Below are 24,793 nucleotides of genomic sequence, written 5' to 3'. Positions count from 1 at the left end.
GGTCCGACGTCGAGCCCATGTCCTATATCCTCGAAGCCCTGAAAAAATCCCAGAGCGACCGCGAGCTCGGCCACGTGCCGCGGGTGGAGGGCTTCGGGGTCGACGTGCCCATGCAGAGTCCCCGTCGTTATCCCTGGGCTTATCTAGGTCTGCTGGCGGGGCTCGCCGCCGCCGCTACCGCCGGCTTTTTGGTGCTGCGCGGTCTGAGCGACGGGCCGCCGGCGGACATCGTCGCCGAGTCGGCGACACTGGCACAGCCGGCGCCGACGACCGAAGACCCGCGCGCGCCCGAGCCCGCGGCCGCTGCGCGCACCGCCGGCCCGGAGCCCGCGGACGCCGACCAGCCGGCAAGCGCTCGCCCGGGCTTTCTCGATCCGGCGGCGACCCCTCAGCCGCCGCCCGAGCTCGCTGCGCGGCAGGCGGCCGCAGACAGTGCCGAGCCCGCCACCGGGCAGCCCGCGGGCGCTGTACCCCAAGCGCCGCCGCACACCGCCGCACAGGCCGGCGCCGCCCCGACCCCGGCCGAATCCTCGCTGCCGCCCGGAGTCTCTGCCGCGGCGGAGACCCAGTCAGCCCGGGCGCCCCCCGCCGGCGCGACCAATCCTCCAGGGCCCCTCGACACCGCCGAGGGCTTGAGTATCGAGCCGGAGGTAATCGTCGTGCCCGCCCGGGCCGGGCCGGGCGAGCCCTTGCCGCGGGGCGCCGAGGAGCTGCGCCGGGCCGTGCTCGGCGACGGTGAGCGCGTGTCGGCATCGGTAGACTCGCCGAGTGGGGATTCGCAGTCCCTGCCAACGCCGCCGGCGCCCGACGAGCCCTTGTCCCGTTCCGGGGCCGATCGCGAGCGCGCGCCTGTGCCCGATGACGTGCTCGCCGAGATCGAGGCCTTCAAAGAGCTGGTGCGCAAGCGCGATCCCGATGCCCTCAAGCGCGCTGCGGCCAAGCCCCCGCCGCTGCCGGAACCGCCGGGCCTCAAAGCGCTGCGACCCGAGCCGCAGGCGATGGCACGCCCGGCACGGCCGTCGCTGGACCTGCGCAACCGGCTGCCGCCGTTCTCCATGACCGTGCACGTCTACAACGACGACCCGCAGCGGCGCTTCGTCTATATCAATGGCCGCAAGCTCTCAGAGGGACAAAGGAGCCGGGAAGGCATCCGCTTGCAGCAAGTGGTCACCGACGGCGCCGTGCTGAGCTACGACGGCGAGTCCTTCTTCCAACAGCGTTGACCCGGCTGTGGTGGGGCTGTTGGCCCTGTGCCTCAGCCGATGTAGCGCGCGCTGAGCGCCGCCGGTGTCTCGCCCCAGCAGAACATCCGCCCCCAGAGCTCCAGGCCGTAGAGCATGTGCGTGAAGTTGCCCGGGTCCCGCGCCAACAGGCGGCGGGTCTCGGCGAGGCTGAGCACGCCTTCCCGAGCCAGGAAGCCGTCGACGAAGCAGGCATCGCCCAGGGAGCGCACATAGTCCGCCGCCGGGCTCGCGAAGCCGATCTTGGTGCGCTCCACGACTGTCCGCGGCAAGTGACGCCGGGCCAGGGCCTTGATCAACCGCTTCGACTCGCGCCGCGTGAGCTTGTCGGCCAGCGGTAGGTTCGCCGCGAGCCGGGCCACCTCGATGTCCAGGAAGGGCACCCGTGACTCGATCCCCGCCTGCATGCTGGCGCGGTCCTGCTGATGGACGATGGCGCCGATGTAGTCCCGGTAATCCGCAGCCATGGCCGCCTGGACCTCGCGGTCGGCGGCGGCGTCGATGAAGTCGTAGGCGGCGCGGCAGTCGTGCTCCAGCGCGGCGCGGAAACCACCGTCGGCGACCTGCTCCAGCACGTCTGTCGGATTGGCCCAGGCGCGGAACAGGAAGTCGTCCCGCGGGCGCGTCAGCCACAGTCCGGTGAGGGCGAAAAGGCCCTTGCGGTAGAGCTTGGCCAGAAGGCCGGTGCGCCGCGCCAGTCGCAGCCAGTTCCAGCGGATGCGATAGCGCCAGTCGTAGCCCCCGAAGCCCTCGTCGGCGCCTTCACCGGCGAGCAAGACCTTGCAGCCGTGCTCCCGCGCGAGGGCGCTGACGCGCTCGATGGGGACGTTCTGCGGATGGGTCAGCGGAGCGTCGTTGTACCAGATGGCCGCGATGTAGCCGGCCAGATAGCGCTCGCGCGTGAGCCGGTAATAGTGGATGTCGATGTCGAGGTGCCGCGCCACTTGCTCCGCCCAGCGCCGCTCGGAATGGTCGGCGATGTCCACGTGGTAGACGCTCACGTCCGGGCGCAGCCGGCAGGCGAAGGCCGTCATCAGCGACGAGTCCACGCCGCCGGAGCAGAGGCTGCCGACGGGCACGTCGCTCACCAGGTGGCGCTCGACGCTGTCCTGGAGGACTTGCTCCAGGGCGTCCAGCCGGGCCTCATCGCTCAGACCGGCCAAGGCCGCTGCGCGCGCGGGGTCCGGGAGCTCGGCGACATGGAACCAGCGCCGCACCTGCAGTGTCGCCGGGTCGCCGCCGCTCAGGGTCAGCAGGTGCCCAGGCTCCAGCGCATGGATGCCCTCCAGCAGGTCCTGCCGGATGGCCTCGCGGTACAACAGCAGCTCGGCGAGCTTCTCGCGCCGGAAGACCGGCGCCGCCGGTAGTACGGCGGTGAGAGCCTTGACCTCGGAGGCGAAGCACAGGCCGTCGGGGGTCACGGCATAGTGCAGCGGCTTGATGCCGAAGCGATCGCGCGCCGCGAGCAAGTTGCCGCTCGCCAAGTCGGCGATGGCAAAGGCAAACATGCCGTTGAAACGCCGCAGGCAGTCCGTCCCCCAATGCCGCCAGGCGGCAAGGACCACCTCGGTGTCGCTGTCGGTGCGGAAGCCGACGCCGGCGGCGGCGAGCTCGGTGCGCAGCTCCCGGTAGTTATAGAGCTCGCCGTTGTAGACCAGGGCGTGGCGGCCGTCGGCGCTCAGCATGGGCTGGTGCGCGGCGGCGGAGATGTCGATGATGCTCAGGCGCTGGTGGCCGAGTGCGAAGGCACCCTGGAGCAGGGTGCCGCGGTGGTCCGGACCGCGGTGTGTCAGTTGCTCCAGCATCGCGGCGAGCGTCGCTTCGCGATCACTGGCACCGGGGCCGACACAACCGGCGATGCCGCACATCTGGGCTGATCAGCCGACGGCGAGAACGGGTGGCCGCTTCGCGCTGCCTCGGGTCATCGCACCAGCAGGATCAGCACAACCACCAAGCCCACCACGGCCGCCAAGGGCAGGATGGCCGCTTGCCAGTCACCCTTCTCGGCCTTGGGCCCGTGCTCCTGCCACTGCTTGAAGGCGGGCCATAGGTAGAACAGCAGCATGATCAAGACGCCGGCGGCGGCGATCTTCAGAAACAGCTCCATGGCGAGATCCCCCCTGTGATCCTGTGGAGAAGGTGGCAAAAAAGAAAGCCCGGCGCGGGGCCGGGCATCAGGGCTCTGTGGCGCGGGCACCGCAGTGCCCGCGACGAGCAGCCTATTCGTCGCCCATGATCCCCAGGATCTGCAACAGGCTGATGAAGATGTTGAAGATGCTGAGGTAGATGCCGTAGGTGGCCATGATGTAGTTGGTCTCTTGGCCGCTCTTGATCCGGCTGGTGTCGAACAGGATGAACCCGCTCATCAGCAAGATGATGGCGCCGGAGATGGCCAGCGACAGCGCCGGCATGCTCAGGAAGAGATTCGCGACGATGGCGATGACCACCACCATCATGCCGGCGAACAGGAACCCGCCCATGAAGCTGAAGTCCGTCTTGCTGGTCAAGGCATAGCCGGACAGGCCCAGGAAGATCAGCGCCGTGCCGCCGAAGGCGGTGGCGATGATGCTCGGGCCGTTGGGCAGGGCCAGATACATGCTCAGGATGGACCCGAGCCCGAAGCCCAGCAGGCCGGTGATGCCGAAGATGACGCCGATGCCCGCTGCGGACTCGGCGGTGCGCGGCAGCACGAAGATGCCGAGCACCATCGCGACGATCACCGATGCCATGTAGACCCACGGCGGCATGGCAAGCGCCATGGAGATCATCGCGGTCAGCGCGCTGAAGCCGAGGGTCGCCGCCAGCAGCATGTACGTGTTCTTCAGCACCTTATTGGTGGCGAGCACGTCCTGTCTGGTCTGCGCAACTGAGTACTGGTTAGCCATGGTTGATGACTCACTCCTCAAGTTTCGGTTGGAAAACGGCCGGGGCCGTGCAACATTAGACACTGGGCACAGCCCGATTGCAGCCGCAGCATACCCAAGTGGCCGGCGCTTGCAAGCCCGCTCGCGCGCTGAAGAGCCTTAGCATGGTCGAGGCGCGGCTAGTGTGGCGAGCGCCGGGGGTCGTGATCGGCGCCGGTTTGGGTTACCCTAAGGCGTTGATGTGGGCGACCACGGCATTCTCAATGTTCCGCGCCAAGGCGCTTGGCTGGGGTCTCCAAGCGGGGGGTCCCCAAGCGTGGGTCCTCCGGAGCCTAGGCTCCAAGCACGGGCCCCAAGCCTGGGCTCAAGGCAGCGCCAACCTGACCGCAGCCGTCGCAGCCACGCCTGGCGCAGCCCGGTGCCAAGGGCTTGTGCTCGGCGACAGGCCAAGGCGTCGGCGCGGCATCCGCTCGGAGAGGTGGCAGAGCGGTTGATTGCACCGGTCTTGAAAACCGGCGTGGGTTAGTAGCCCACCGTGGGTTCGAATCCCACCCTCTCCGCCAACCCGCTCCTGCCCGCTCTTGCACGCCGTGCTGGATGCACGCACCGGAGCCCGGGCGCAGGCCGAAACCACGATGACGGCCCACTGTCCCAACCCCGGCACTGGCGTTGGCAGATTGCCCCGGTGACCCACCACAGGGTGATCCCGGCGCGGCGGCTGCCACCATCCCCTCTCAATCAGACCCACGGAGGCAACCCCATGTTCGACACCGACATGCAGATCACAGGCTACGACGATGAGCTCGCCCGGGCGATCCGCGACGAGGAGCGCCGGCAGGAGGAGCACGTCGAGCTGATCGCATCCGAGAACTACGCGAGCCCGCGGGTCATGGAGGCGCAGGGCACCGTGCTCACCAACAAGTACGCCGAGGGCTATCCGGCCAAGCGCTACTACGGCGGCTGCGAGTACGTGGACGTCGCGGAGAATCTGGCCATCGAGCGCGCCAAGCAGCTCTTCGGCGCCGCCTATGCCAATGTCCAGCCGCACTCCGGCTCCCAGGCCAACGCGGCGGTGTTCATGGCGCTGTGCCAGCCCGGCGACACCGTGCTCGGCATGAGCCTCGCCGACGGCGGACACCTCACCCACGGCGCCAAGCCCAACTTCTCCGGCAAGCTCTACAACGCGGTGCAGTACGGTATCCACGCCGACACCGGCGAGATCGACTACGAGCAGGTCGAAGCCTTGGCCCGCGAGCACAAGCCGCGCATGATCATCGCCGGCTTCTCGGCCTACTCCCGGGTTGTGGACTGGCAGCGCTTCCGCGACATCGCCGACAGCGTCGGCGCCTATCTCTTGGTGGACATGGCGCACATCGCGGGCCTGGTGGCCGCCGGCGTCTATCCGAATCCAGTGCCCATCGCCGACGTGGTCACCACCACCACGCACAAGACCCTGCGCGGCCCCCGCGGCGGGCTGATCCTCGCCAAGGAAAACCCGGAGCTCGCCAAGAAGTTCAACTCCCTGGTGTTCCCGGGCACCCAGGGCGGCCCGCTGATGCACGTCATCGCCGCCAAGGCCGTCGCCTTCAAGGAGGCCATGGAGCCCGGCTTCAAGGACTATCAGCGCCAGGTCATCATGAACGCCCAGGCCATGGCGGAGGTGTTCCTGTCCCGCGGTTACGACGTGGTCTCCCGCGGCACCGACGACCACCTCTTCCTGGTGAGCTTCATCGAGCAGGGCCTCACCGGCAAGGACGTGGACGCCTGGCTGGGTGCGGCCAACATCACGGTCAACAAGAACGCCGTGCCCAACGACCCGCAGTCGCCCTTCGTCACCAGCGGCATCCGTGTCGGCACGCCGGCCATCACCACCCGCGGCTTCGGCCTGGACGAGGCCAAGCAGCTCGCCGGCTGGATGTGCGACGTCATCGATGCCCGCGGCGATGCCGCCACCATCGAGCAGGTGAAGGGCCAGGTGCTCGCCCTGTGCGCACGCTTCCCCGTGTACCGGCAGGCCGCCGCCTGATCATCGTCCTGCGGGCTGTCCAGCGCCCGATCCGTCCGGGAGTCGCCCGTCCATGCGCTGTCCCTTCTGCGGCGCCCAGGACACCAAGGTGGTGGACTCGCGGCTGTCCGGCGACGGCGACCAGGTGCGCCGTCGCCGGCGCTGCGTGGTCTGCAACGAGCGCTTCACCACCTACGAGGGCGCGGAGCTGAACCTGCCCCGGGTAGTCAAGCGCGACGGCAGCCGCGTGCCCTTCGACGGGCGCAAGCTGCGCTCCGGCATCATGCGCGCCGCCGAAAAGCGGCCCATCAGCACCGAGCAGATCGACGCCGCCGTCTCCCACATCAATCGCAAGCTGCTCGGCAGCGGCGAAGGGGAGGTCAGCAGCCGGCGCATCGGCGAGCTGGTGATGGACGAGCTGCGCGAGCTGGACCAGGTGGCCTACGTGCGCTTTGCCTCCGTCTACCGGGAGTTCGAGGACGTCGCCGCCTTCCGCGAGGAGATCGAGCGCCTGGAGCGCCAGCCCACGGCCGCGGAGAAAAAGGCCCAGCTCGACCTCCTCGCCGGGCTGGACCCGGTACCCGACCCAGCAGCCAACAAAGACAAGCCGTGAGCCCCGCGGATCAGGACGCACGCATGATGGCCCGCGCCATTGTGCTGGCCCGCCGTGGGCTCTACACCACCGACCCCAACCCCCGCGTCGGCTGCGTGCTGGTGCAGGACGCGGACATCGTCGGCGAAGGCTATCACCGCCGCGCCGGCGAGCCCCACGCCGAGCGCAATGCCATCGACACCGCCGGCGAGCGCGCCCGCGGCGCCACGGCCTACGTCACCCTGGAGCCCTGCTGCCACCACGGCCGCACGCCGCCGTGCACCGATGCGCTGCTGGAGGCCGGCGTCGCCCGCGTCGTCGTCGGCATGGAGGACCCGAACCCCATGATGCGGGGCAAGGGTCTGGCTCGGCTGCGTGCCGCCGGCGTGGACGTGACCACCGGCGTGCTGGAGGCCGACGCCCGCGGGCTGAACCCGGGCTTCGAGCAGCGCATGCGCGGCGGCCTGCCCTATGTTCGCTGCAAGCTCGCCGCCAGCCTCGACGGGCGCACCGCCATGGCCAGCGGCGAGAGCAAGTGGATCACCTCCGCCGACGCCCGCCGCGACGTGCATCGGCTGCGCGCGCGCTCCTCGGCCGTCATCACCGGCATCGGCACCGTGCTCGCCGACGACCCGTCCATGAACGTGCGCCTGGCGCAGGACGAATTCCCGGCCCTGTGGCCGGACGAGCTGCCGCGCCAGCCCCTGCGGGTGGTGGTGGACAGCGGCCTGCGCATGCCCCTTGAAGCACGCATGCTGAGCCTGCCCGGCGCCACGCTCATCGCCACCTGCGAGGAGAGTCCCAAGGCCGTCGCCCGCGCCAATGCCGTCGGCGCCGAGGTCTGCGTGCTGCCCGCCGACCCCGCCGGCCGCGTGGACCTGCATCTGCTGCTGTGCTATCTGGCCGAGCGCGAGATCAACGAAGTGCTCATCGAGGCCGGCCCGACGCTCGCCGGCGCGGCCATGGACCTGAATCTGGTGGACGAGCTGGTGCTCTACCTCGCGCCGCACCTGATGGGCGACGCCGCCCGCGGACTCTTCCACCTGCCCGGCATCGCGCGCATGGAGCAGCGCCTTGGGCTGCGCATCCATGACCTGCGGCGGGTGGGGCCGGACCTGCGCCTGATGTTGCACCGGGCGCCGCCCGCCGGCTGAGAGGTACCAGAGGCGCCGCGGCGAGGCCCATCACGGCGCCAACCGGTTCCAGCGCAGACACTCTGCGTAGAAGGCGCGCAGACCAGCATGTACCTGCGGACTGTCGGGCTGCGCCGCTTCCAGGTGGTCCAGCACGGACTCCCAAGACAGCAGCGTTACCCAGAGCGCCGTGAGCGTCGGCTCGAGCCATGCCTCGTACCACGCATCATGCACCCCGCCGTAGGCCGCCACGCGCCGGGCGACCTTGGCAGCGATGCTGGGCTTTGTCACCAGATCGCCGAACGCGCCGCCGTCGATGCGCGCGGCGGGCGCTAGCACGCACAGCCCCAGACGGTCGAAGCGCGCCGGGGTTCGCTTGGCAACCGCCAGCATGTGAGCAATGCATGCAGCGCTGCGGGCGGCCTGATCATAGCCGGGGGCATTGGTGACACCGGACGAAAGGCCGGCGCCGAGCTTCGCCTCGATGACCACCAGCTGGGTCGCGCCGGTGGCCACCGTCGCCTCGCCGCGCAGCCCGGGCGCGATGTCGAAATGACCGATGAGGCCGTCGGCATGGGTGAAGGACTCCGCCAGCGGATCAGCCCGGTGCCTCGGCAGGAAGCGCGAGGCCAGCAGCGCCTCTGAGTACCAGTGCGCCCCGGGCAGAAAACCGAGCGCGTGTGACGCCTGCGCTGTGAGCGTTGCCGGCTCGCATTGTTCGAGCCCATCCAGCACCAACCGCAGCAGCCAGCCCTCGTTGAAGAGCGCCGTCGGCGGCAGCACCGAATGACTGCCGGCACAGCGTGCCAGCAGGTGCGATACGCGGTGAAGGGCGGTCTCTGCAACCATCGCGGGAAGGTCACCATTGTGCGTGCGCGAGCTGCCCGCAATCCTAACGCCGTCAGCGACAGCCACCAAACCGCGGCCACCGGTCGCGCCCACAGGAGCCACCATGTCCGAGCAGATCCCCGAGCAGATCCCCGAGCAGGACCGCATCGCCATCGAAGCGGCCGCCTTCCGCGGCCTCGTCGCGCACCTCCAGCAGCGTACCGACGTGCAGAACATCGACCTGATGAACCTCGCCGGCTTCTGCCGCAACTGCCTGTCCAAGTGGTACCTCGCCGCCGCCCGCGAGCGCGGCATCCCGATGAGCCATGACGAAGCCCGCGAGGCCGTCTACGGCATGCCCTACGGCGAGTGGAAGGACAAATACCAGCAGGAGGCTACGGCGGAGCAGCAGCGCCGCTACCAGGAAACGGCGCCGCAGCACGCCGTGATCCAGATCCCCGAGGCCTAGGGGCGGCTCTGCGCGTCTCGGACCTGCGCTGAAAGCACAGAGCAGTCTTCGTGCCCAATGTCAGCGCTCGGAGAAATCCGAGTCGTTGACTCTGGGATGGAGTATCAGTATATTAGCTTTAACTTAAATACATCTCACGGTGAAACGATGCAAACCAACCTGATCGCCTCGACCTTGACTTTGGCTTTATCCTTAGGGCTTTTCGCTGCGTCTGCGGCCAAGGCCGAGACGCCTTTAGTCGCTTCCGCTGACACCTCGCCTGAGACGGCCCAGGAGACCTTGGCCGAGCGCCAGCAGCGCGTTGCCCTGGAAATGGAAGCCGAGAACCTCCTCGTGCGGCTGCACAACAAACCGCTGGAGGCGGAGCTGGAGCCCTGTATCAATGGCGGGGTGTCGCCGAGCGGTCGCTTCGCCAGCGCCGAGATCGAGGAGGCGGTGGAGCGCCTCGCGTCAGGTGAGCTCACCGAGCACCTCGATAACAGCGCCTACTTTCGCGCCTTCAACCACGGCCGCATTGCACTGACCGACTGATTCCGCGGGCTCCGGGCGCTAGGCAGCTGCTGCCTACGCCCGGCGCCATCTACTCACCGCCAGACGCCCATAGCCCAGCCCGAAACTGTCCCGCGTCCCAGACACTCATCCCAGACGCTCGTCCAAGACACCCAGCCCTCGAGCCCAGCCTCGATCTCGACCCGCAAGGCACCGCAGCTCCTGGGTCGTTTCGTCCCCGCGGCGCACATCCAGTGTGTCGCCATCGGTCGCGATCATCCTCCTCGCTCGCTACACCCTGGTTCCGGTCTTTGCGCTGCTCGTTCTTGTTGGCGGCCCGCTCTCCCCGCAGCTGCCTGCGCGCGCTCCAGCAGGTGCCGAGTGCGCGGGCGCCGTGCCTCAACTGTCGCGTTCTAGGGTCATCACTTAGGGGAATGCCACAATTGCATTTCCAGGCGTAGCCGAGCCTGACCCGGCGGCGGCTTGCTCCCGCGCACGCTTCGCAATTTTTTCTGCCCGTCGCAACCACTTGAGGCCTATATGGTCCATAATTGCAACGGTTGTTGCTTTTCCGCTGCCCAGCGGCGGGCCGAGCACTGGTCGCACCCGTGCGTGTGTCATTTCCGTTGTCGTTGTCTGGTTGTCTTGGTATTGGCTGTCATGAACGTTCGTCGTCTGCGTCTGTTACTGCTCTGCGCGGCTCTGCTCGCCGCCGCCTGCGCACATGCGCAGCCGCCGGGCCGCGGCTTGGGCCTGCAATTTGAGGCAGGTACGGTGTTCGGGGCCGATGCGGGGCTCGACAGCGGCGGCGACGTCGGCGTGGATGCCTGGTCCGTGCGCCTGAGCGGGCGGCGCGCCGTCACCGACGATCTGCGGCTCGGCCTTGCGGCGGGTTTCGGCGAGCAGCGTTTTCGCTTCTCCGGCGACGGCGACTTCAGCAGCCTGCGGCCCTGGGGCGACGTGCAAGATGTGCGCCTGAGCGGCTCCCTGTTCTGGGAGCCCACGGACCGCTGGAGCCTATTCGCCATCCCGACCCTGCGTTGGGAGGCCGAGGCCGGCGCCTCCCTGAGCGACGGGCAGATCGCCGGCCTGATCACCGCCGCGAGCTACAAGGTCAACGATCGGCTCAGCATCGGTCCCGGCGTCGGCATCTTCTCGGGGCTGGAGGAGGACGCGGACTTCTTCCCGGTGCTCGCCGTGGACTGGCAGATTACCGACCGGCTCAAATTCCGCACGGGCCGGGGCTTCGGCGCCTCCCGCGGGCCCGGCCTGGCCTTCGACTGGGCCGCCAACGACGACTGGTCCGTCAGCCTCGGCGGGCGCTACGAGAAGGACCGCTTCCGCCTGGACGACCATGGGGTGGCGCCCGGCGGCATCGGGCAGGCGACGTCCACACCCATCTTCATCGCCGTCACCCGCAAGCTCGGTCGAATCGGGCGGCTGCGCGGCATCGTCGGCATGGACCTGAACGGCTCGGTGCGCCTGGAGGACGCCCAAGGCGACCTGTTGCGCCGCACGGACGCGGAGGATGCACCCTTCGCCGGTGCCACCTTCGACGTGCGGTTCTGAGGCCGGCGGCGTTCAAGCCGACAGCTTTCCCGCGCCGCCGGGCGTCGACGACGACCTCCGCCGGAGCACGGTCGCACCGGTCTCGGCGTCATCGGCCGAGCACTCCGCCCGCTGATGCTTGACCGCCGCCGCGCTGTGCGTCGGGCCTCCTGGCGTCGGCGCCAACCTACGCGCCGCCGTTCTGCTGCGGCTTATCGTTGTCATCCGGGCGTTGCATCGGCACGGTGGACGGGGCCACCTCCAGCTCCGAGCGCACCAGCGCATAGTCCTCGCCGCGGGCGCCGGTGAGCATGTCCTCGGTCTGGTCCTCGGAGATGCCCAGCGCGCCGAGCGTCTCCGCCGCCAGCTTCAGGCTCGCCTCCACCGCCTCCGGGAAGGCGTGGTTGGCTCCGGCGCGGTAGAGGGCGTCGCAGGCCACCAGATCCCGGGCGCGGGCGACGATGGACACCTTTGCGGAGCGGGCGCGAATGAGCTCGGTGGCTTCCACGGCGGCCTGCGGGTCGTCGATGGTGAGCACCACCAGCTCGGCGTGCTCCACCCCGGCCGCGTCGATCAGGTGCGGGTCGCAGATGTCGCCGTAGAAGACGGGATAGCCCTCGCTGCGCCACCGAGCTACCAACTGCGCGTTCGGATCGAAGGCGACATAATCGATGCCGTGGCTCGCCAGGATGGCGCCGATGGTATGGCCCACGCGGCCATAGCCGGCAATGACCACCCGTGGCCCGTCATGGCTGCCCTCGCCGCTCGCCGGCACGTACTGGAAATGCTCATCCAGGGTGTCGGCGGCGGACGCCTCCCCGGCGAGGCGGTTGCCGAGCTTCTGCAGCAGCGGCGTGATCAGCATGCTGAGCGAAATCACGGCCACCGCCAGCGTGAACAGGCGCTCATCGATGATGCCGAGCACCTTGGCCGCGCCGAACAGTACGAAGCCGAACTCCCCTGCCTGCCCCAGCAGGAAGGCCACCCGCAGCGCCACGGCCCGGCCGGTGCGGAGCCACAGACACAGCCGATAGATCAGCGCGACCTTGATCAGCACCAGGGCGCACAGGTGGAACGCGAAGGTCAGGGGCTGCTCGGCCAGCACGCCCAGGTCGACGGACATGCCCACGGCGACGAAGAACAGGCTCATGAGCAGCCCCTTGTGCGGCTCCACACTGGCCTGGATCTGTACGCTGTAGCGCGAGCCGGACAGCAGCATGCCCATCAGGAAGGCGCCCAGCGCCATGGACATGCCGGCCCTGTCCATGGCCCAGGCGGCGATGAATACCGCCGCCAGGGTGGTCAGAAAGAAGGCCTCGCGGTTGTACTGCCGCGCCATCCAGTCCAGCATCCGCGGCAGCAGCACCCGGCCCGACAGCACCACCAGCGCCAGCATGCCCGCCACCACCAGCGCCTGCTGCCACAGGGACTCGCCGGCGGGCAGCGGGCCGTCGTCGGCGAACAGCGGCATGAAGGCGATCATGGGCACCACCGCCAGGTCCTGCATCAGCAGGATGGAGAAGGCCGTCTGGCCGTGGCGGGTGGCGATCTCCTGCTGCTCGTGCAGCATCTGCATCACCAGCGCCGTGGAGCTCAGCGCCAGCGCCATGCCCATCAGCAGCGCCACCGTCCAGCTGTCCACACCGGCGCGAAAGTACAGCGTCAACGCCAGGGCCGAGAGCAGAATCTGCGCGGAGCCCAGCCCGAACAGCGTGCGGCGCATCTCCCACAGCCGCCGCGGGTGTATCTCCAAGCCGATCACGAACAGCAGCAGCACCACGCCCAGCTCGGTGAAATGCCGCAGATCCTCCACATGCGCCGTCACCGACGGCCCCGGCGTGTGCGGACCGATGAGCACACCCGCCACCAGCAGCCCCAGGATGGACCCGAGCCCGAACTGGCGGAACAGCGCCACCGCCGTGGCGGCCACCACCAACAGGAGCATGGCGGAGTAGACGAAGTTTTTCGGGTCCAAGTTAAGGTCGCCGGCTGGCTGGTGGTCTGTCCGTAACCGAAGGCGGGCTCGTCTGGCATCGCCCGCGGCGGTTGCCTAGTCTAACGGCCCGCCGCTTGCCGACGACAGGCGCTCGGCGTTGAATAGCCCCTGGTCCAGGCGCGGCGCACCCCACCCGCTCGAAGCCTGAAACCTTGGCGAGGCTGCGCCTCAGACCCACGCCTCTAGGGAGATACTGATTCATCGGCGTTGCCCGTGCGGGGCAGGGTGCCCCTGACGCCCTCAAACCATCGAGTCCTGCGAATAACACCTATGCAGCCCGAAGCCCAGGCGGTCTTTGCCGCCCTCGCCCATGACACCCGTTTGCGCTCCCTGGTGCTGCTGCACCACCACGGCGAGCTCTGCGTCTGCGAGCTCACCCACGCCTTGGGGATGAGCCAGCCGCACATTTCCCGCCACCTGGCCCTGTTGCGCGAGACGGGGCTGGTGGCGGATCGGCGCTCCGGCACCTGGGTGTTCTACCGGCTCAATCCGACGCTGCCGGGCTGGGCCAAGCGAGTGCTGCGAGTGACGGCAGAGGGTGTCGTGGGCGAGTCGCCGTTCGCCGAAGACGCCCGGGCGCTGGCAGCGATGGTGGACAGGCCGGACATCGTCCGCTGCGCCTGACGGGCGGCCCCCGCCGCTGCGAGCCAGGCCCTCGTCACGAAATCATAACCTGATATATTCGATTCTCCATATATACTGTCCGGCGTGTGAGTTCGGAGTGTGGCGCCCAGCCTCCATGCGCGCGCCGCTCGCTGCAACCCGAGTAACAACCGCTACAGCAACTGGACAGGAGATCAGCAATGACGCCACCCGATGTCGACACGCAGCGGCGCGCGCGGTCCGATACGCAGATATGGACCCTCGCGGCGGCCCGGACGAGCGCCCCCCTGCTGCGCGCTTTGCTGGTAAGCATGGTCGCGGCCTTGGGGCTCGGCGGCTGCGACGGCGGCGGTGAGCAAACCGCATCCGCGCCGCCAAGCGATGGCTCGCAGACCGTCACCGGCGCCGGCTCGTCCTTTGCGGCGCCGATCTTCGATCACTGGCTGGCGCAGTACGGGGCCGAGCATCCGTCGCCGGCGTTGAGCTACGACTCCGTGGGCAGCGGCGCCGGCATCGAGCGGTTTCTGGGGGGCAGCGTGGACATCGGCGCCACCGACGCGCCGCTGGGTCCCGACGCGTCGGCAGAGGTGGACGGCGACTTTGCACAGCTGCCGGTCACCGGCGGCATGATCGCCATCGCCTACAACCTGCCGGGCGTCGACGGGCCCATCAATCTGCCGCGGGACGTCTACCCGGACATCTTCCTCGGCGAGGTCTACCGCTGGGACGACCCGCGCATCGCCGCCGCCAATCCGGGCATCGAGCTGCCCGCCAAGGTCATCCAGGTGGTGGCCCGCCGGGATTCCAGCGGCACCACCTTCGCCTTCACCAACCACCTTGCGGCAGTCAGCGAGACTTGGGCCGACGGGCCGGGCGTCGGCAAGAAGATCGACTGGCCCGGCGGCGCCATGGAGGCCAACGGCAACGAGGGCGTCGCCCAGCGCATCAAGATCACCCAAAACGCCATCGGCTACGTGGAGGCCGGTTTCGCCGAGCGCCTCGGGCTGTCGCTCGCCTGGTTGGAGAACCGCGCCGGGGGCCTGGTGCAGCCCAACGTGGAAACCGGCCGCCGCGGGCTTGCCGACGGTGCCGACACGCCGCCGGACGATCTGACCCGCACCATCCCGGACCCGCAGGGTGCGCGCTCCTACCCCATCGTCACCTACACCTGGGCGCTGGTGCGCGGCGACTACGGCTCGCCCGAGAAGACCGCCGCCGTGCACGATCTGCTGCGGTGGATCCTCACCGACGGTCAGGCGGATGCCGAGTCCCTGTACTACGTGCCGCTGCCGGACAACCTGGCGCAGGCGGCGCTCGCGGAGCTGGACGCGCTCCGGCCTTAGCGCCGGACGCAGCAGGGGCAAGCCATGACTCGTTTCGTCATCACCGGCGGCAGCGATGCCGGCATCAGTGCCGCGCTGCGCGCCCGAGAGCTGGATCAGGGCTGCGAGGTCACGCTGATCGTTGCGGACCGCTTCCCGAACTTCAGCATCTGCGGCATTCCGTACTTTCTGAGCGGCGAGGTGGCGCAGGCCGACGACCTCGCCCACCGCAGGGCGGCTGACATCGAGGCGCATGGGATTCGACTGCTGCTGGAATATCGCGCGACGCGCATCGATGCTGATTCCCGCCAGGTAGAGGTGCAGCGCCCGGACGGCGATAGAGAGCGGCTGCCCTACGACAAGCTCCTGCTCGGCACCGGCGCGGTGTCGATCCAGCCCAAGCTGCCCGGCGCCGACCTGCCGGGCGTGTTTCCGCTGCGCTGGATGGGCGACACCCTGACGCTCGCGGCTTTTCTCGAGGAGCGCCGGCCGCGGGATGCGCTCATCATCGGCGGCGGCTACATCGGCATGGAAATGGCGGAGGCCCTCATCCACCGCGGCCTTAAGGTCACCGTGGTAGAGGCCATGCCGAGCGTGATGACGACGCTGGACCCGGACCTCGGCGGGCTCGTGGCGGCGGAGCTGAGCCGCCACGGCGTCGAAGTGCTCACCGACACCCGCATCGAGACTATCGAGCCGGAGGGTGACGGCCTCGCAGTGCACGGCAGCGGCGGCCTCCGGCAGCGCGCAGAGCTGGTGTTGACCGTCATCGGCGCCCGGCCAGAGACCCGCCTGGGCGCTGCTGCTGGCATCAAGACGGGGATCAAGGGCGCCTTCAAGGTCACCCGGCGCATGGAGACCAACCTACCGGACGTCTATGCCGCCGGCGACTGCGCAGAGACCTGGCACCGGGTCACCGGCTCGCAAAGCTACCTGCCGCTGGGTACCACGGCGCATAAGCAGGGCCGGATCGCCGGCGAGAACGCAGTGGGCGGCGCGCGGGAATTCCAGGGCAGCGTCGGCACCCAGTCGGTGCGGCTGTTCGACCTGGTGGCGGCACGCACCGGCCTGCACGATGCCGACGCGCGCGCTGCCAGGCTCGCCCCGCTGTCGGTGGACAGCGAGCACTGGGATCACAAGGTCTACTACCCCGGCGCCAAACGGATGCTGATCCGCGTCACCGGCGAGGCCGACACGGGGCGCCTGCTCGGCGCGCAGATCATCGGCGCCTACGGCACGGAGGTATCGAAGCGTGTGGATATCTTCGCCGCCGCGCTGCATCAGGGCATGCACGTCGAGGACCTGAACGACCTGGATCTCAGCTACACGCCGCCGCTCAGCAGCCCCTGGGACCCGGTGCAGATGGCAGCCCAAGCCTGGATGCAGCGTTGGCAACAATTGCAGGGTAAAGCGGCATGAGTGCACAGTGCGAGGTGACGGCCAAGCAGGCCGCGGGCGCGGAGCTGGGGCTCTTCGAGCGCTGGCTCACGCTGTGGGTGGCGCTCTGCATCGTCGCCGGCATCACGCTGGGGCATTTCCTGCCCGGGTTCTTCCAGGGCGTCGGGGCGCTGGAAATCGCCCGGGTGAACCTGCCGGTGGCGCTGCTCATCTGGCTGATGATCGTGCCCATGCTGCTCAAGATCGACTTTGCGGCGCTTGGGCAGGTGCGCGCCCATTGGCGCGGGGTCGGCGTGACCCTGTTCGTGAACTGGGCCGTGAAGCCGTTCTCCATGGCACTGCTCGCCTGGGTCTTCATCCGCGTCGTCTTTGCGCCCTACCTGCCGGCGGAGCAGTTGGACTCTTACGTCGCCGGGCTGATCCTGCTGGCGGCGGCGCCCTGCACGGCCATGGTCTTTGTCTGGAGCAACCTCTCCGACGGCGAGCCGCACTTCACACTGACGCAGGTGGCGCTCAACGACACCATCATGGTGTTCGCCTTCGCACCCATCGTCGGGCTGCTCCTGGGGCTTTCGGCCATCACCGTGCCCTGGGACACGCTGCTGCTGTCCGTGGTGCTCTACATCGTGATCCCGGTGGTGCTCGCGCAGTGGTGGCGCCGCCGGCTGCTGGCGGGCGGTGGCGAGGCAGCCCTGACGCGGGTGCTGGCGCGGCTGCAACCGGCCTCGCTGGTGGCGCTGCTGGCGACGCTGGTGCTGCTGTTCGGCTTCCAGGGCGAGCAGATACTCGCGCAGCCGCTCATCATCGCCATGCTGGCGGTGCCGATCCTGATCCAGGTCTATTTCAACTCCGGGCTCGCCTATTGGCTGAACCGCCAAGTCGGCGAGGCCCACTGCGTCGCCGGGCCGTCCGCGCTCATCGGCGCCAGCAATTTCTTCGAGCTGGCGGTGGCCGCCGCCATCAGCCTGTTCGGGTTCCACTCCGGTGCGGCGCTCGCCACCGTGGTGGGCGTGCTGGTGGAGGTGCCGGTGATGCTGTCGGTGGTGGCCATCGTGAACCGGAGCCGGGGGTGGTATGAGAGAAGTTTGAAGTTTGAAGGGTGACGTTTGAAAGGTTTCGGAGAGGTCATGGCTTCTATCTTGTTTTGGCTCGGCAAGCGTCTGCGGATCGCGCTCGCTGTCGCGCTGTTACTGCCGGTTGGGGTGATAGCGGCGCCCGGCTTTTTGGTGAGCTCGGACTGGCTCGCCGAGCGTATCGACGATGAGGATCTCGTGGTGCTGGAGGTGCGCTATCACCCGCACCGCTACTTCACCGTCGGGCATGTCCCGGGCGCGGTGCAGGTGCAGCGCTTCAAGGATCTCGGCGACAACCAGGGCGACTCATTCCGGCGCCGGGCTCGCCCGGAGGACGACTGACCATGTTTGCGCGACTCGGCGACCTCGTCGCCTACGACCTGCTCCGCCTCGACCCGGACGGCCACCTGGGGCCCGCGCTGCAATTCTTCGTCATGGACGTGGCGAAGATCTTCGCGCTGCTGGTGGTGGTGATCTATGTGATGGGGCTCCTGCGCGCGCTGCTCTCGCCGGAGCGCGTGCGCGCCATCGTGCGCGGGCGCCCGGACTGGCAGGCACGCGGCATTGCGGTGGGGCTGGGGGCGCTGACGCCGTTTTGCTCCTGCTCGTCGGTGCCGCTGTTCATCGGCTTCGTGGAGGCCGGCATTCCGCTGGGCGTGACCTTCTCGTTCCTCATCGCGAGCCCGATGATCAACGAGGTCGCCGTGGTGGTGCTGGTGGGCCTGCTCGGCTGGCAGCTGGCGACGCTCTATGTGCTGGCCGGCCTCACGGTGGCCTGGGTCGGGGGCATCGTCATGCAGCGCTTCCGCCCGGAGCGCTGGGTGGAAGAGTACGTCTGGGCCATCCGCGTCGGCAGCGCCGGCACGCCGGCGCCGGCGCGCTCGCTGGCGGCTCGGCATCGCTATGCCATGGGTGAGGTGCGGGAGATCGTCGGGCGCATCTGGCGCTGGGTGCTGCTCGGCATCGGCGTCGGGGCGCTGTTTCACGGCTTCGTGCCGGCGGACTGGGTGACGACGCATCTGGGCGGCGGCGACTGGTACAGCGTACCGGCGGCGGTGCTGCTCGGCATCCCGATGTATGCCAATGCCACCGGCGTGATCCCGGTGGCGGAGGCCATGCTCGGCAAGGGCGTGGCCATCGGCACGACGCTGGCGCTGATGATGAGCGTCGCGGCCCTGTCGGTGCCGGAGCTGCTGATTTTGCGCAAGGTCATCCGCTGGCCGGCGCTGGCGCTCTTCGCCGGCGTGCTGGCGGTGGCCTTCACGCTGGTGGGCTGGGGCTTCAACCTGGTGGGGCCGCTGGCGAGTGCGGCTTGAGCGGTGACCGACCATGACTCAAGGGCAGCGCCGTGCGCCCGGGGGAGCGGCGTCCTCGCCGCGACGCCGCGTCCAGATACAACAGACACCCGGAGTGACTCCATGAAAGCAATCAAGGTGCTCGGCAGCGGTTGTCGCAATTGCGAGACCACCGCCAAGCTCATTGAAACCGCCGCGCAACAGGCGGGCGTCGAGGTGCAGGTCGAGAAGGTGACGGATGTCGCCGAGATCATGAGCTACGGCGTCATGTCTACGCCGGGCGTGGTCGTCGACGGTCGGCTGGTGCACAGCGGCGGGGTGCCGGGGCCGGATGATGTCCGCCGTTGGGTCGGCGAAAGTTAGAAGTAAGAAGTTTGAAGTTTGAAAGGGGATCGGCGATGAGTGTTCGGGTTGGGATCAATGGGTTTGGGCGCATGGGGCGGCTTGGGCTGCGGGCGGCCTGGGACCGCGGCGATGACGGGCCCGGGCTCGAATTCGTCCATGTCAATGAGATTGCCTGCGATGCCGCCGGAGCGGCGCACCTGCTGGAGTTCGACTCGGTGCACGGGCGCTGGGGGCACGACTGTGCCGGAGACGGCGATGCGCTGGTGGTCGATGGCCGGACCATGGGCTACAGCAGCCATAAGGCCCTCGGCGATGTGGACTGGTCCGGCTGCGACATCGTCATCGAGGCCACCGGCAAGCACCACAAGCAGCCGGAGCTGTTGCAGGGCTATTTCGAGCAGGGCGTCAAGAAGGTCCTCGTCGCCGCCCCCACCAAGGGCGCGCTCGACATCGTCTACGGCGTCAACCATGACCGCTATGATCTGGACCAGCATCATCTGGTGACCGCCGCATCCTGCACCACCAATTGCCTGGCACCAGTGGTGAAGGTCATGCATGAGCAGGTGGGCATCGTCCACGGCTGCATGACGACCATCCACGACATCACCAACACCCAGCGCATCGTCGACCTGGGCCACAAGGACCTGCGCCGCGCCCGCGCCTGCGGCCAGTCTCTGATCCCGACCACCACCGGCTCGGCCAAGGCCATCACCAAGATCTTCCCGGAGCTGACCGGCAAGCTCAACGGACACGCGGTGCGGGTGCCGCTGCTGAACGCCTCGCTGACGGATTTCGTCTTCGAGGCGGCGCGCCCGGTGACGGCGGAGGAGATCAATGCACTGTTCAAGACCGCGTCCGACGGAGAGCTGGCGGGCGTTCTAGGCTACGAGGAGCGGCCCCTTGTCTCCGTTGACTATCTCAATGATCCCCGCTCGTCCATCGTCGACGCCCCCTCCACCATGGTCATCGACGACACGCAGGTGAAGATCTACGCCTGGTACGACAACGAGTGGGGCTATGTGAACCGCATGGTGGATATCGCCCACCTGTTGGCGGGAAGTTTGAAGTGAGAAGTTTGCAGTGAGAAGTTTGAAGTGTGAAAGGGACAGCGCCTGTGAAGTCCGATCTTCCTGCGCGGACGTTCGAGGCAGTGAGCTGATCGCCATACTGACGACCATCATCAAGACGATGCGGAGTAAGAGTCGATGAGCATCCCGGCCACTTCAAACTTCAAACTTCAAACTTCACACTTCCGTTACCTAACGGTAACGGCGGGATATTGGGCCTTCACGATCACCGACGGCGCCATCCGCATGCTGGTGGTGCTGTACTTCCACCAGCTCGGCTATTCGCCGTTCGAGGTGGCGATGCTGTTCCTCTTCTACGAGGTCTTCGGCATCATCACCAACCTCGTCGGCGGCTGGCTCGGCGCGCGCATCGGGCTCAACCTGACCATGCACATCGGCATGGCGCTGCAGGTGGTGGCGCTGTTGATGCTGACGGTGCCTGATCCCTGGCTGTCGGTGGTCTATGTCATGGCGGCGCAGGCGCTGTCCGGCATCGCCAAGGATCTCAACAAGATGTCGGCGAAGGCGACGGTCAAGACCCTGACCGGGGAGGGTGCCGGGGCCGAGTCCAAGCTGTTCAAATACGTCGCCGTGCTGACGGGCTCGAAGAACGCGCTCAAGGGCGCCGGCTTCTTCGTCGGTGCCGCGCTGCTTCAGGCCTTCGGCTTCCGCGACGCGCTCTTCACCCTGGCGGGCGGGCTGTTCCTGGTGATGGTGGTGACCGTCATCCTGCTGCCGTCCGGCGTCGGCAAGATGAAGCAAAAGGCGCCGTTTACGCAGGTCTTCTCCAATACCCCGGCGATCAACTGGCTGTCCGCCGCCCGCTTTTTTCTCTTCGGCGCCCGCGATGTCTGGTTCGTCGTCGCGCTGCCGGTCTACCTCTACTCGGTGCTGAACTGGGAATATACGGCGGTCGGCGGCTTTCTCGCGCTCTGGGTCATCGGCTATGGCATCGTCCAGGCCGGTGCACCGGCGCTGATCCGCCCGAACCGGCAAGGACAGGGCCCCAGCGGGCGCACGGCGTTGCTCGGCGCACTGGTGCTGGCCCTGGTGCCGGCCGGCATTGCCTGGAGCCTCACGCAAGGACCGGCGCTCAACTGGGAGCCGGCGCCGATCCTGATCATCGGGCTCATCGCCTTTGGCATCGTTTTCGCCATCAACTCCGCGGTCCATTCCTATCTGATCCTCGCCTACGCCGATGCCGACAAGGTCGCGCTCAACGTCGGCTTCTACTACATGGCCAACGCCGGCGGCCGCCTCGCTGGCACCGTGCTGTCCGGCCTGATCTTTCAGCTCCAGGGCCTGGAAGGCTGTTTGTGGTGGTCCACCGGCTTCGTGCTGGCCGCCGCGCTGCTCTCGCTCTGGCTCCCGCGCACGCCCCGAGCCGCAGCCGTTGACGCTGCGCCGCCGCAGCCCAGGCTCATCGACGCCGACGCGGTGGTCGAGCCGACACGCCTGGCCGAGCTCTACGCGCCCATTGCAGGGCGGGTTCAGGACTGTGCGGTGCGCGAGGGCGACGCCGTCACGGCCGGGCAGGCGCTGCTGCGCATCGTGCCGACCGCCGCCGACGCCGCGGAGCACCAACTGGCCGCGCCCTGGGACGGTGAGGTGCTGCGCTCGCATGTGCACGTGGAAGGGCGCGAGGTGCCGGCACAGGCCTTGCTACTGGAGCTGTTCGACCCGCACAGCCTGGTGCTGCGCTTCAGCGTTGACGGCAGCCAGGCCCTCGGTCTGGCCCCGGGCCAGCAGGTGCGGGCAGAGCTCGCCGGTGCCTCGGGCAGCCCCGTCGAGCTTGCCATCACGCGCGCCTGGCCCGCCCTGGAGCCGGACACCGGCCGGCGCGTGTTTGAAGCCCAGTTGCCGGCACAGGCGGGCTTCGCCGTCGGGCTGTCGGCCCGTGTTCGCGTCGAGCCCGCGGTCGCCCTGCAGCTGCCCGCGGCCACGTTGGAAGCCATCCCGACGCCGACGGGTCGGGCGGCATTTGTGCGAAACGCCGCGAGCTAGCGAATCGGCTTTCCGGGCGCTGCCCGTGTTGCTCTGCGACCTGCTCGGCTGGTCCTTCACCGATCGCGGTGGGTGATCGGCTACGGCTTCGTGCAGGCGGCAACTAGTCTGACATAGGGGTGCCAGTGCCTGGGCGCTGGTGCTGATGTTGATGCCGTTTCTGATCCAGGCGAGTATCGCGCTCGGCATGAGCCACGGCCCGGCGTTGGCACCGGCGCTGGCGGCCGGCCTCACGACTCTCGCCCCCGGCTTGCGCTTTGGCTGGCTCGCCAACGCCACCACGGCGGAGGTGCAGGGCGCTGTGCTCATCGGCGGCTTGGTGCTCTTCGGCATCGTTCTCGCCATCAACTCCGCCGTGCTGATGGCACTCCCGAGGGCCCAAGGCTAGGAGCACACGACGTCGGGCTCAGGACAGGAAGCGGACCTGCGATAGTAAGGGACTGCTTGGCAGCTGTCGGCCATGAACAGACATTGGCAGCGGAGCTCGCCCGTGGTTGTTGTTGCGCCAAGGCGACCGACATTGAAACATGAAGCGCAATCAAAGACCCATGACTATCCAACGACAGCACCTCGAGCAGATCGACTTCTCCGACGTAGCCGAGGGCGCCGACCTGATGCCACCGGTCACCCCCGGCGACATCCTGCGCACGGACTTCATGGAGCCCCTCGGCCTGTCGGCGAATGCCCTGGCCAAGGCGTTGCACGTTCCACCGAACCGGATCACCGCCATCCTGAATGGTACTCGCTCAATCACCGCCGACACCGCGCTGCGGCTAGCTAGGTACTTCAAGACCACCCCCCAGTCCTGGCTGAACCTCCAGAAGAACTACGAGCTAGAGGTCGCGAAGCGAACGGTGGGCCGAGCCATCGAGACCGAGGTTGAGCCCTATGCAGCCTAGACGCACGGAATCGGCGGATAGCGGCACCGCGCTTTGTCCTCGTCTGCCACGGCAGACTTGTCCCGCTCCTCTCGATAGTTGCTTCTGACTCTATGCCACTCCCAGGCGGCGACGCAGACAAGGCCGGTAAGCGCTACGAGCTGCGGTGGACCGTCCGTCAGTTCATCCGGCTGCTGTTTGCAAACACGCGCTGGACAACGACGCGGAGCTCGTTTTTGTCTCGACCCAACCGACCAAGTCTCTCCCCGAGCTTCGAGACCGTGCCCAGACCATCACGGACTTCTCAGCGTTTCTACAGTCCCTCTCTCTCGACTTAAGGAGCGACTTCGATGACCTCCAACGCCGCCTAGGGATCGACAGCGCTGAAGAGACTTGGCGTGCCGTTCGGCAGAGCCGTTGGATTCCTGAGGACGAGCGCGAGTTGGGTGACACCCTGCTAGCACTTCTGGGCGCCTATCTGACGGGGGATCCCGAAGCTGCATTAGGCGTGCTCTCTGTGTTCGCCCTTGAAGCGGTACACCGCCGCGTCACGGCAGGGGAGCTGTTGGATGTTCTCGCCCAGCGCGGCATAGGCCCCTCCGACGTCGCCAGCGGGGAAAACGGGCCAGGCTCAATATCCTGCAACCAACGGGAAGGCCCCAACTCCCACGGCTGCTCAGGGTCGGTTCCTGCCGCTACGGCAGGCCCTGCCTGGTGTCTGCACAGGGCCCCTAAGCTGACGGCCACGGTTGGTCGCCGATGGGCGGCTATCGGCCAACTCCGGACATTGACGCATCCAGCCCAGGAAGGCAGGATTCGGCCAAGTTCCGGTTACCGGGGCGCGTCGCTAGCCAGGATGGGACAGCTCACGGTCCACTGGCGTTTCATAAACTGTCTTCCGACCATTAACAAGTTGAGTTCCGTCACCAGCGGCGGCTGCAACCTAGTGATCGCCACGTAAACGATGGGATGCCCGTGCGCGATGAGGCGGATAATTTTTACAAACCAGGACAAGAGGTAATCGCATTTGGTAAACCCGATCACGGACTGAATGGGCGCGCGGTGCTTGTGATCTACATGCATCTTCGCTTCGGCGACTATGGCGACGCCATGTGCCGGGAGTCGAGTGCGAGCGGAGAAAGTCCTTAACATATGTCATAGGCGTCCAGTTGTAGCGGACATATCCGCACGGAAGACACCACAGCGGAACCGCCAAGGGCGCATGCGCGAGAGGTTATCAAGCAGCAATTCGCGGCTGGGGAAAGAATGAATAAGCAACAAGCGGAAGCGCTGTTGCGGACGGCCATTGGTGATCCTGGAGGCCGCTTTCGCGACGGGCAGTGGGAAGCCATTGATGCATTGGTAAACCGTCAGGAGAAGCTGATGGTGGTGCAACGCACCGGCTGGGGCAAAAGCTCGGTCTATTTCATCAGCACGCGGATTCTGCGCGATGCGAGCGCTGGCCCCACGGTGATCGTCTCCCCGTTGCTGGCGCTGATGCGGAGCCAGATTGAGGCTAGGTTGTTCACTTTACCGTGTCTGACGCCCAATCCGTTCATGCAGTTTTCATGTCTGCCTTGAAGGCGCGCCGGCGTCGCGCCAGGATGGAAAGCCCGAGGTTGCTCTCGACCCACTGCTCGACA

Annotated in this window: 23 protein-coding genes, 1 tRNA gene and 1 pseudogene; 20 read left to right on the top strand and 5 right to left on the bottom strand. The window is 67.8% G+C overall.

The window, feature by feature from the left end:
• Positions 1 to 17: 17 nt before the first annotated feature.
• Positions 18 to 1,223, top strand: coding sequence for a general secretion pathway protein GspB (locus tag CKO31_RS13715; protein WP_200238431.1), 1,206 nt, complete (start codon positions 18 to 20; stop codon positions 1,221 to 1,223).
• A gap of 32 nt (positions 1,224 to 1,255) precedes the next feature.
• Here the strand turns inward: CKO31_RS13715 and asnB are convergent, their stop codons facing one another.
• The 3 genes from asnB to CKO31_RS13700 all read right to left on the bottom strand — a co-directional run bounded on the left by asnB (position 1,256) and on the right by CKO31_RS13700 (position 4,126).
• Positions 1,256 to 3,109, bottom strand: a complete 1,854-nt coding sequence (gene asnB / locus CKO31_RS13710) for an asparagine synthase (glutamine-hydrolyzing) (RefSeq protein ID WP_200238428.1) — start codon at positions 3,107 to 3,109, stop codon at positions 1,256 to 1,258.
• 53 nt (positions 3,110 to 3,162) lie between these two features.
• On the bottom strand, positions 3,163 to 3,348 hold the full coding sequence (locus CKO31_RS13705) for a hypothetical protein (RefSeq protein WP_200238426.1): 186 nt from the start codon (positions 3,346 to 3,348) through the stop codon (positions 3,163 to 3,165).
• A 112-nt stretch (positions 3,349 to 3,460) separates the two neighbouring features.
• Positions 3,461 to 4,126, bottom strand: coding sequence for a Bax inhibitor-1/YccA family protein (locus CKO31_RS13700; protein WP_200238423.1), 666 nt, complete (start codon positions 4,124 to 4,126; stop codon positions 3,461 to 3,463).
• 451 nt (positions 4,127 to 4,577) lie between these two features.
• Here CKO31_RS13700 and CKO31_RS13695 point away from each other — a divergent pair.
• From CKO31_RS13695 to ribD, 4 genes are all read left to right on the top strand, one after another.
• A tRNA-Ser gene (locus CKO31_RS13695) sits at positions 4,578 to 4,668 on the top strand.
• 197 nt (positions 4,669 to 4,865) lie between these two features.
• Positions 4,866 to 6,131 (top strand): serine hydroxymethyltransferase, encoded by a 1,266-nt coding sequence (gene glyA, locus CKO31_RS13690; RefSeq protein WP_200238421.1) that lies wholly within the window; start codon positions 4,866 to 4,868, stop codon positions 6,129 to 6,131.
• A gap of 52 nt (positions 6,132 to 6,183) precedes the next feature.
• Positions 6,184 to 6,723: a transcriptional regulator NrdR gene (gene nrdR / locus CKO31_RS13685; RefSeq protein ID WP_200238419.1), complete on the top strand. Its 540-nt coding sequence runs from the start codon at positions 6,184 to 6,186 to the stop codon at positions 6,721 to 6,723.
• A gap of 23 nt (positions 6,724 to 6,746) precedes the next feature.
• Positions 6,747 to 7,856: a bifunctional diaminohydroxyphosphoribosylaminopyrimidine deaminase/5-amino-6-(5-phosphoribosylamino)uracil reductase RibD gene (gene ribD, locus CKO31_RS13680; RefSeq protein ID WP_274607755.1), complete on the top strand. Its 1,110-nt coding sequence runs from the start codon at positions 6,747 to 6,749 to the stop codon at positions 7,854 to 7,856.
• A 30-nt stretch (positions 7,857 to 7,886) separates the two neighbouring features.
• Here the strand turns inward: ribD and CKO31_RS13675 are convergent, their stop codons facing one another.
• Positions 7,887 to 8,684 carry a hypothetical protein gene (locus CKO31_RS13675; RefSeq protein ID WP_200238417.1) on the bottom strand — a complete coding sequence of 266 codons (798 nt, stop codon included), beginning with the start codon at positions 8,682 to 8,684 and terminating at the stop codon, positions 7,887 to 7,889.
• A 103-nt stretch (positions 8,685 to 8,787) separates the two neighbouring features.
• On the opposite strand from CKO31_RS13675, the gene CKO31_RS13670 reads away from it, so the two are divergent.
• The 3 genes from CKO31_RS13670 (at position 8,788) to CKO31_RS13660 (ending at position 11,190) form a co-directional block, all read left to right on the top strand.
• Positions 8,788 to 9,132, top strand: a complete 345-nt coding sequence (locus CKO31_RS13670; RefSeq protein WP_200238415.1) for a DUF1244 domain-containing protein — start codon at positions 8,788 to 8,790, stop codon at positions 9,130 to 9,132.
• 96 nt (positions 9,133 to 9,228) lie between these two features.
• Positions 9,229 to 9,663 (top strand): hypothetical protein, encoded by a 435-nt coding sequence (locus CKO31_RS13665; protein ID WP_200238413.1) that lies wholly within the window; start codon positions 9,229 to 9,231, stop codon positions 9,661 to 9,663.
• Between the two features lie 618 nt (positions 9,664 to 10,281).
• Positions 10,282 to 11,190, top strand: coding sequence for a TonB-dependent receptor (locus tag CKO31_RS13660; RefSeq protein WP_200238410.1), 909 nt, complete (start codon positions 10,282 to 10,284; stop codon positions 11,188 to 11,190).
• Positions 11,191 to 11,356: 166 nt separating this feature from the next.
• On the opposite strand, the gene CKO31_RS13655 is transcribed toward CKO31_RS13660, so the two are convergent.
• Positions 11,357 to 13,144 (bottom strand): cation:proton antiporter domain-containing protein, encoded by a 1,788-nt coding sequence (locus CKO31_RS13655; RefSeq protein ID WP_200238408.1) that lies wholly within the window; start codon positions 13,142 to 13,144, stop codon positions 11,357 to 11,359.
• Between the two features lie 291 nt (positions 13,145 to 13,435).
• Between CKO31_RS13655 and CKO31_RS13650 the strand changes: the two genes are divergently transcribed.
• From CKO31_RS13650 to CKO31_RS13595, 12 genes and pseudogenes are all read left to right on the top strand, one after another.
• Entirely contained in the window at positions 13,436 to 13,789 is a 354-nt protein-coding gene (locus CKO31_RS13650; RefSeq protein WP_200238405.1) for a metalloregulator ArsR/SmtB family transcription factor, read from the top strand.
• Between the two features lie 179 nt (positions 13,790 to 13,968).
• The gene (pstS, locus tag CKO31_RS13645) at positions 13,969 to 15,111 is read left to right on the top strand and encodes a phosphate ABC transporter substrate-binding protein PstS (RefSeq protein ID WP_200238402.1); all 1,143 of its coding nucleotides are present in this window, start codon (positions 13,969 to 13,971) and stop codon (positions 15,109 to 15,111) included.
• Between the two features lie 24 nt (positions 15,112 to 15,135).
• On the top strand, positions 15,136 to 16,509 hold the full coding sequence (locus CKO31_RS13640) for an FAD-dependent oxidoreductase (RefSeq protein ID WP_200238400.1): 1,374 nt from the start codon (positions 15,136 to 15,138) through the stop codon (positions 16,507 to 16,509).
• Positions 16,506 to 17,591 carry an ACR3 family arsenite efflux transporter gene (gene arsB / locus CKO31_RS13635; RefSeq protein WP_200238397.1) on the top strand — a complete coding sequence of 362 codons (1,086 nt, stop codon included), beginning with the start codon at positions 16,506 to 16,508 and terminating at the stop codon, positions 17,589 to 17,591. The genes CKO31_RS13640 and arsB overlap by 4 nt, the downstream gene beginning before the upstream one ends.
• A 24-nt stretch (positions 17,592 to 17,615) precedes the next feature.
• A complete protein-coding gene (locus tag CKO31_RS13630) occupies positions 17,616 to 17,903 on the top strand; it encodes a rhodanese-like domain-containing protein (protein ID WP_242475366.1) in 288 nt (95 codons plus the stop codon).
• Positions 17,904 to 17,905: 2 nt separating this feature from the next.
• Positions 17,906 to 18,877: a permease gene (locus CKO31_RS13625; RefSeq protein WP_200238395.1), complete on the top strand. Its 972-nt coding sequence runs from the start codon at positions 17,906 to 17,908 to the stop codon at positions 18,875 to 18,877.
• 102 nt (positions 18,878 to 18,979) lie between these two features.
• Complete coding sequence (locus tag CKO31_RS13620) at positions 18,980 to 19,219, top strand: thioredoxin family protein (protein ID WP_200238393.1); 240 nt, start codon at positions 18,980 to 18,982, stop codon at positions 19,217 to 19,219.
• Between the two features lie 35 nt (positions 19,220 to 19,254).
• Entirely contained in the window at positions 19,255 to 20,271 is a 1,017-nt protein-coding gene (locus tag CKO31_RS13615) for an ArsJ-associated glyceraldehyde-3-phosphate dehydrogenase (protein WP_200238390.1), read from the top strand.
• A 135-nt stretch (positions 20,272 to 20,406) separates the two neighbouring features.
• Positions 20,407 to 21,657, top strand: a pseudogene (gene arsJ / locus CKO31_RS13610) (organoarsenical effux MFS transporter ArsJ); the annotation flags it as partial.
• 766 nt (positions 21,658 to 22,423) lie between these two features.
• Positions 22,424 to 22,660, top strand: coding sequence for a hypothetical protein (locus CKO31_RS13605; RefSeq protein WP_200238387.1), 237 nt, complete (start codon positions 22,424 to 22,426; stop codon positions 22,658 to 22,660).
• Positions 22,661 to 22,886: 226 nt separating this feature from the next.
• Entirely contained in the window at positions 22,887 to 23,171 is a 285-nt protein-coding gene (locus tag CKO31_RS13600) for a HigA family addiction module antitoxin (protein WP_438874009.1), read from the top strand.
• Between the two features lie 1,245 nt (positions 23,172 to 24,416).
• Complete coding sequence (locus CKO31_RS13595) at positions 24,417 to 24,731, top strand: DEAD/DEAH box helicase (RefSeq protein WP_242475365.1); 315 nt, start codon at positions 24,417 to 24,419, stop codon at positions 24,729 to 24,731.
• Positions 24,732 to 24,793: the final 62 nt, after the last annotated feature.

It is taken from the genome of Thiohalocapsa halophila (assembly GCF_016583825.1).
In the GTDB taxonomy this organism is placed as follows: domain Bacteria; phylum Pseudomonadota; class Gammaproteobacteria; order Chromatiales; family Chromatiaceae; genus Thiohalocapsa; species Thiohalocapsa halophila.
The sequence above is the reverse complement of the archived record's forward strand: the minus strand, read 5'-3'. Positions and strand labels throughout refer to the sequence as shown.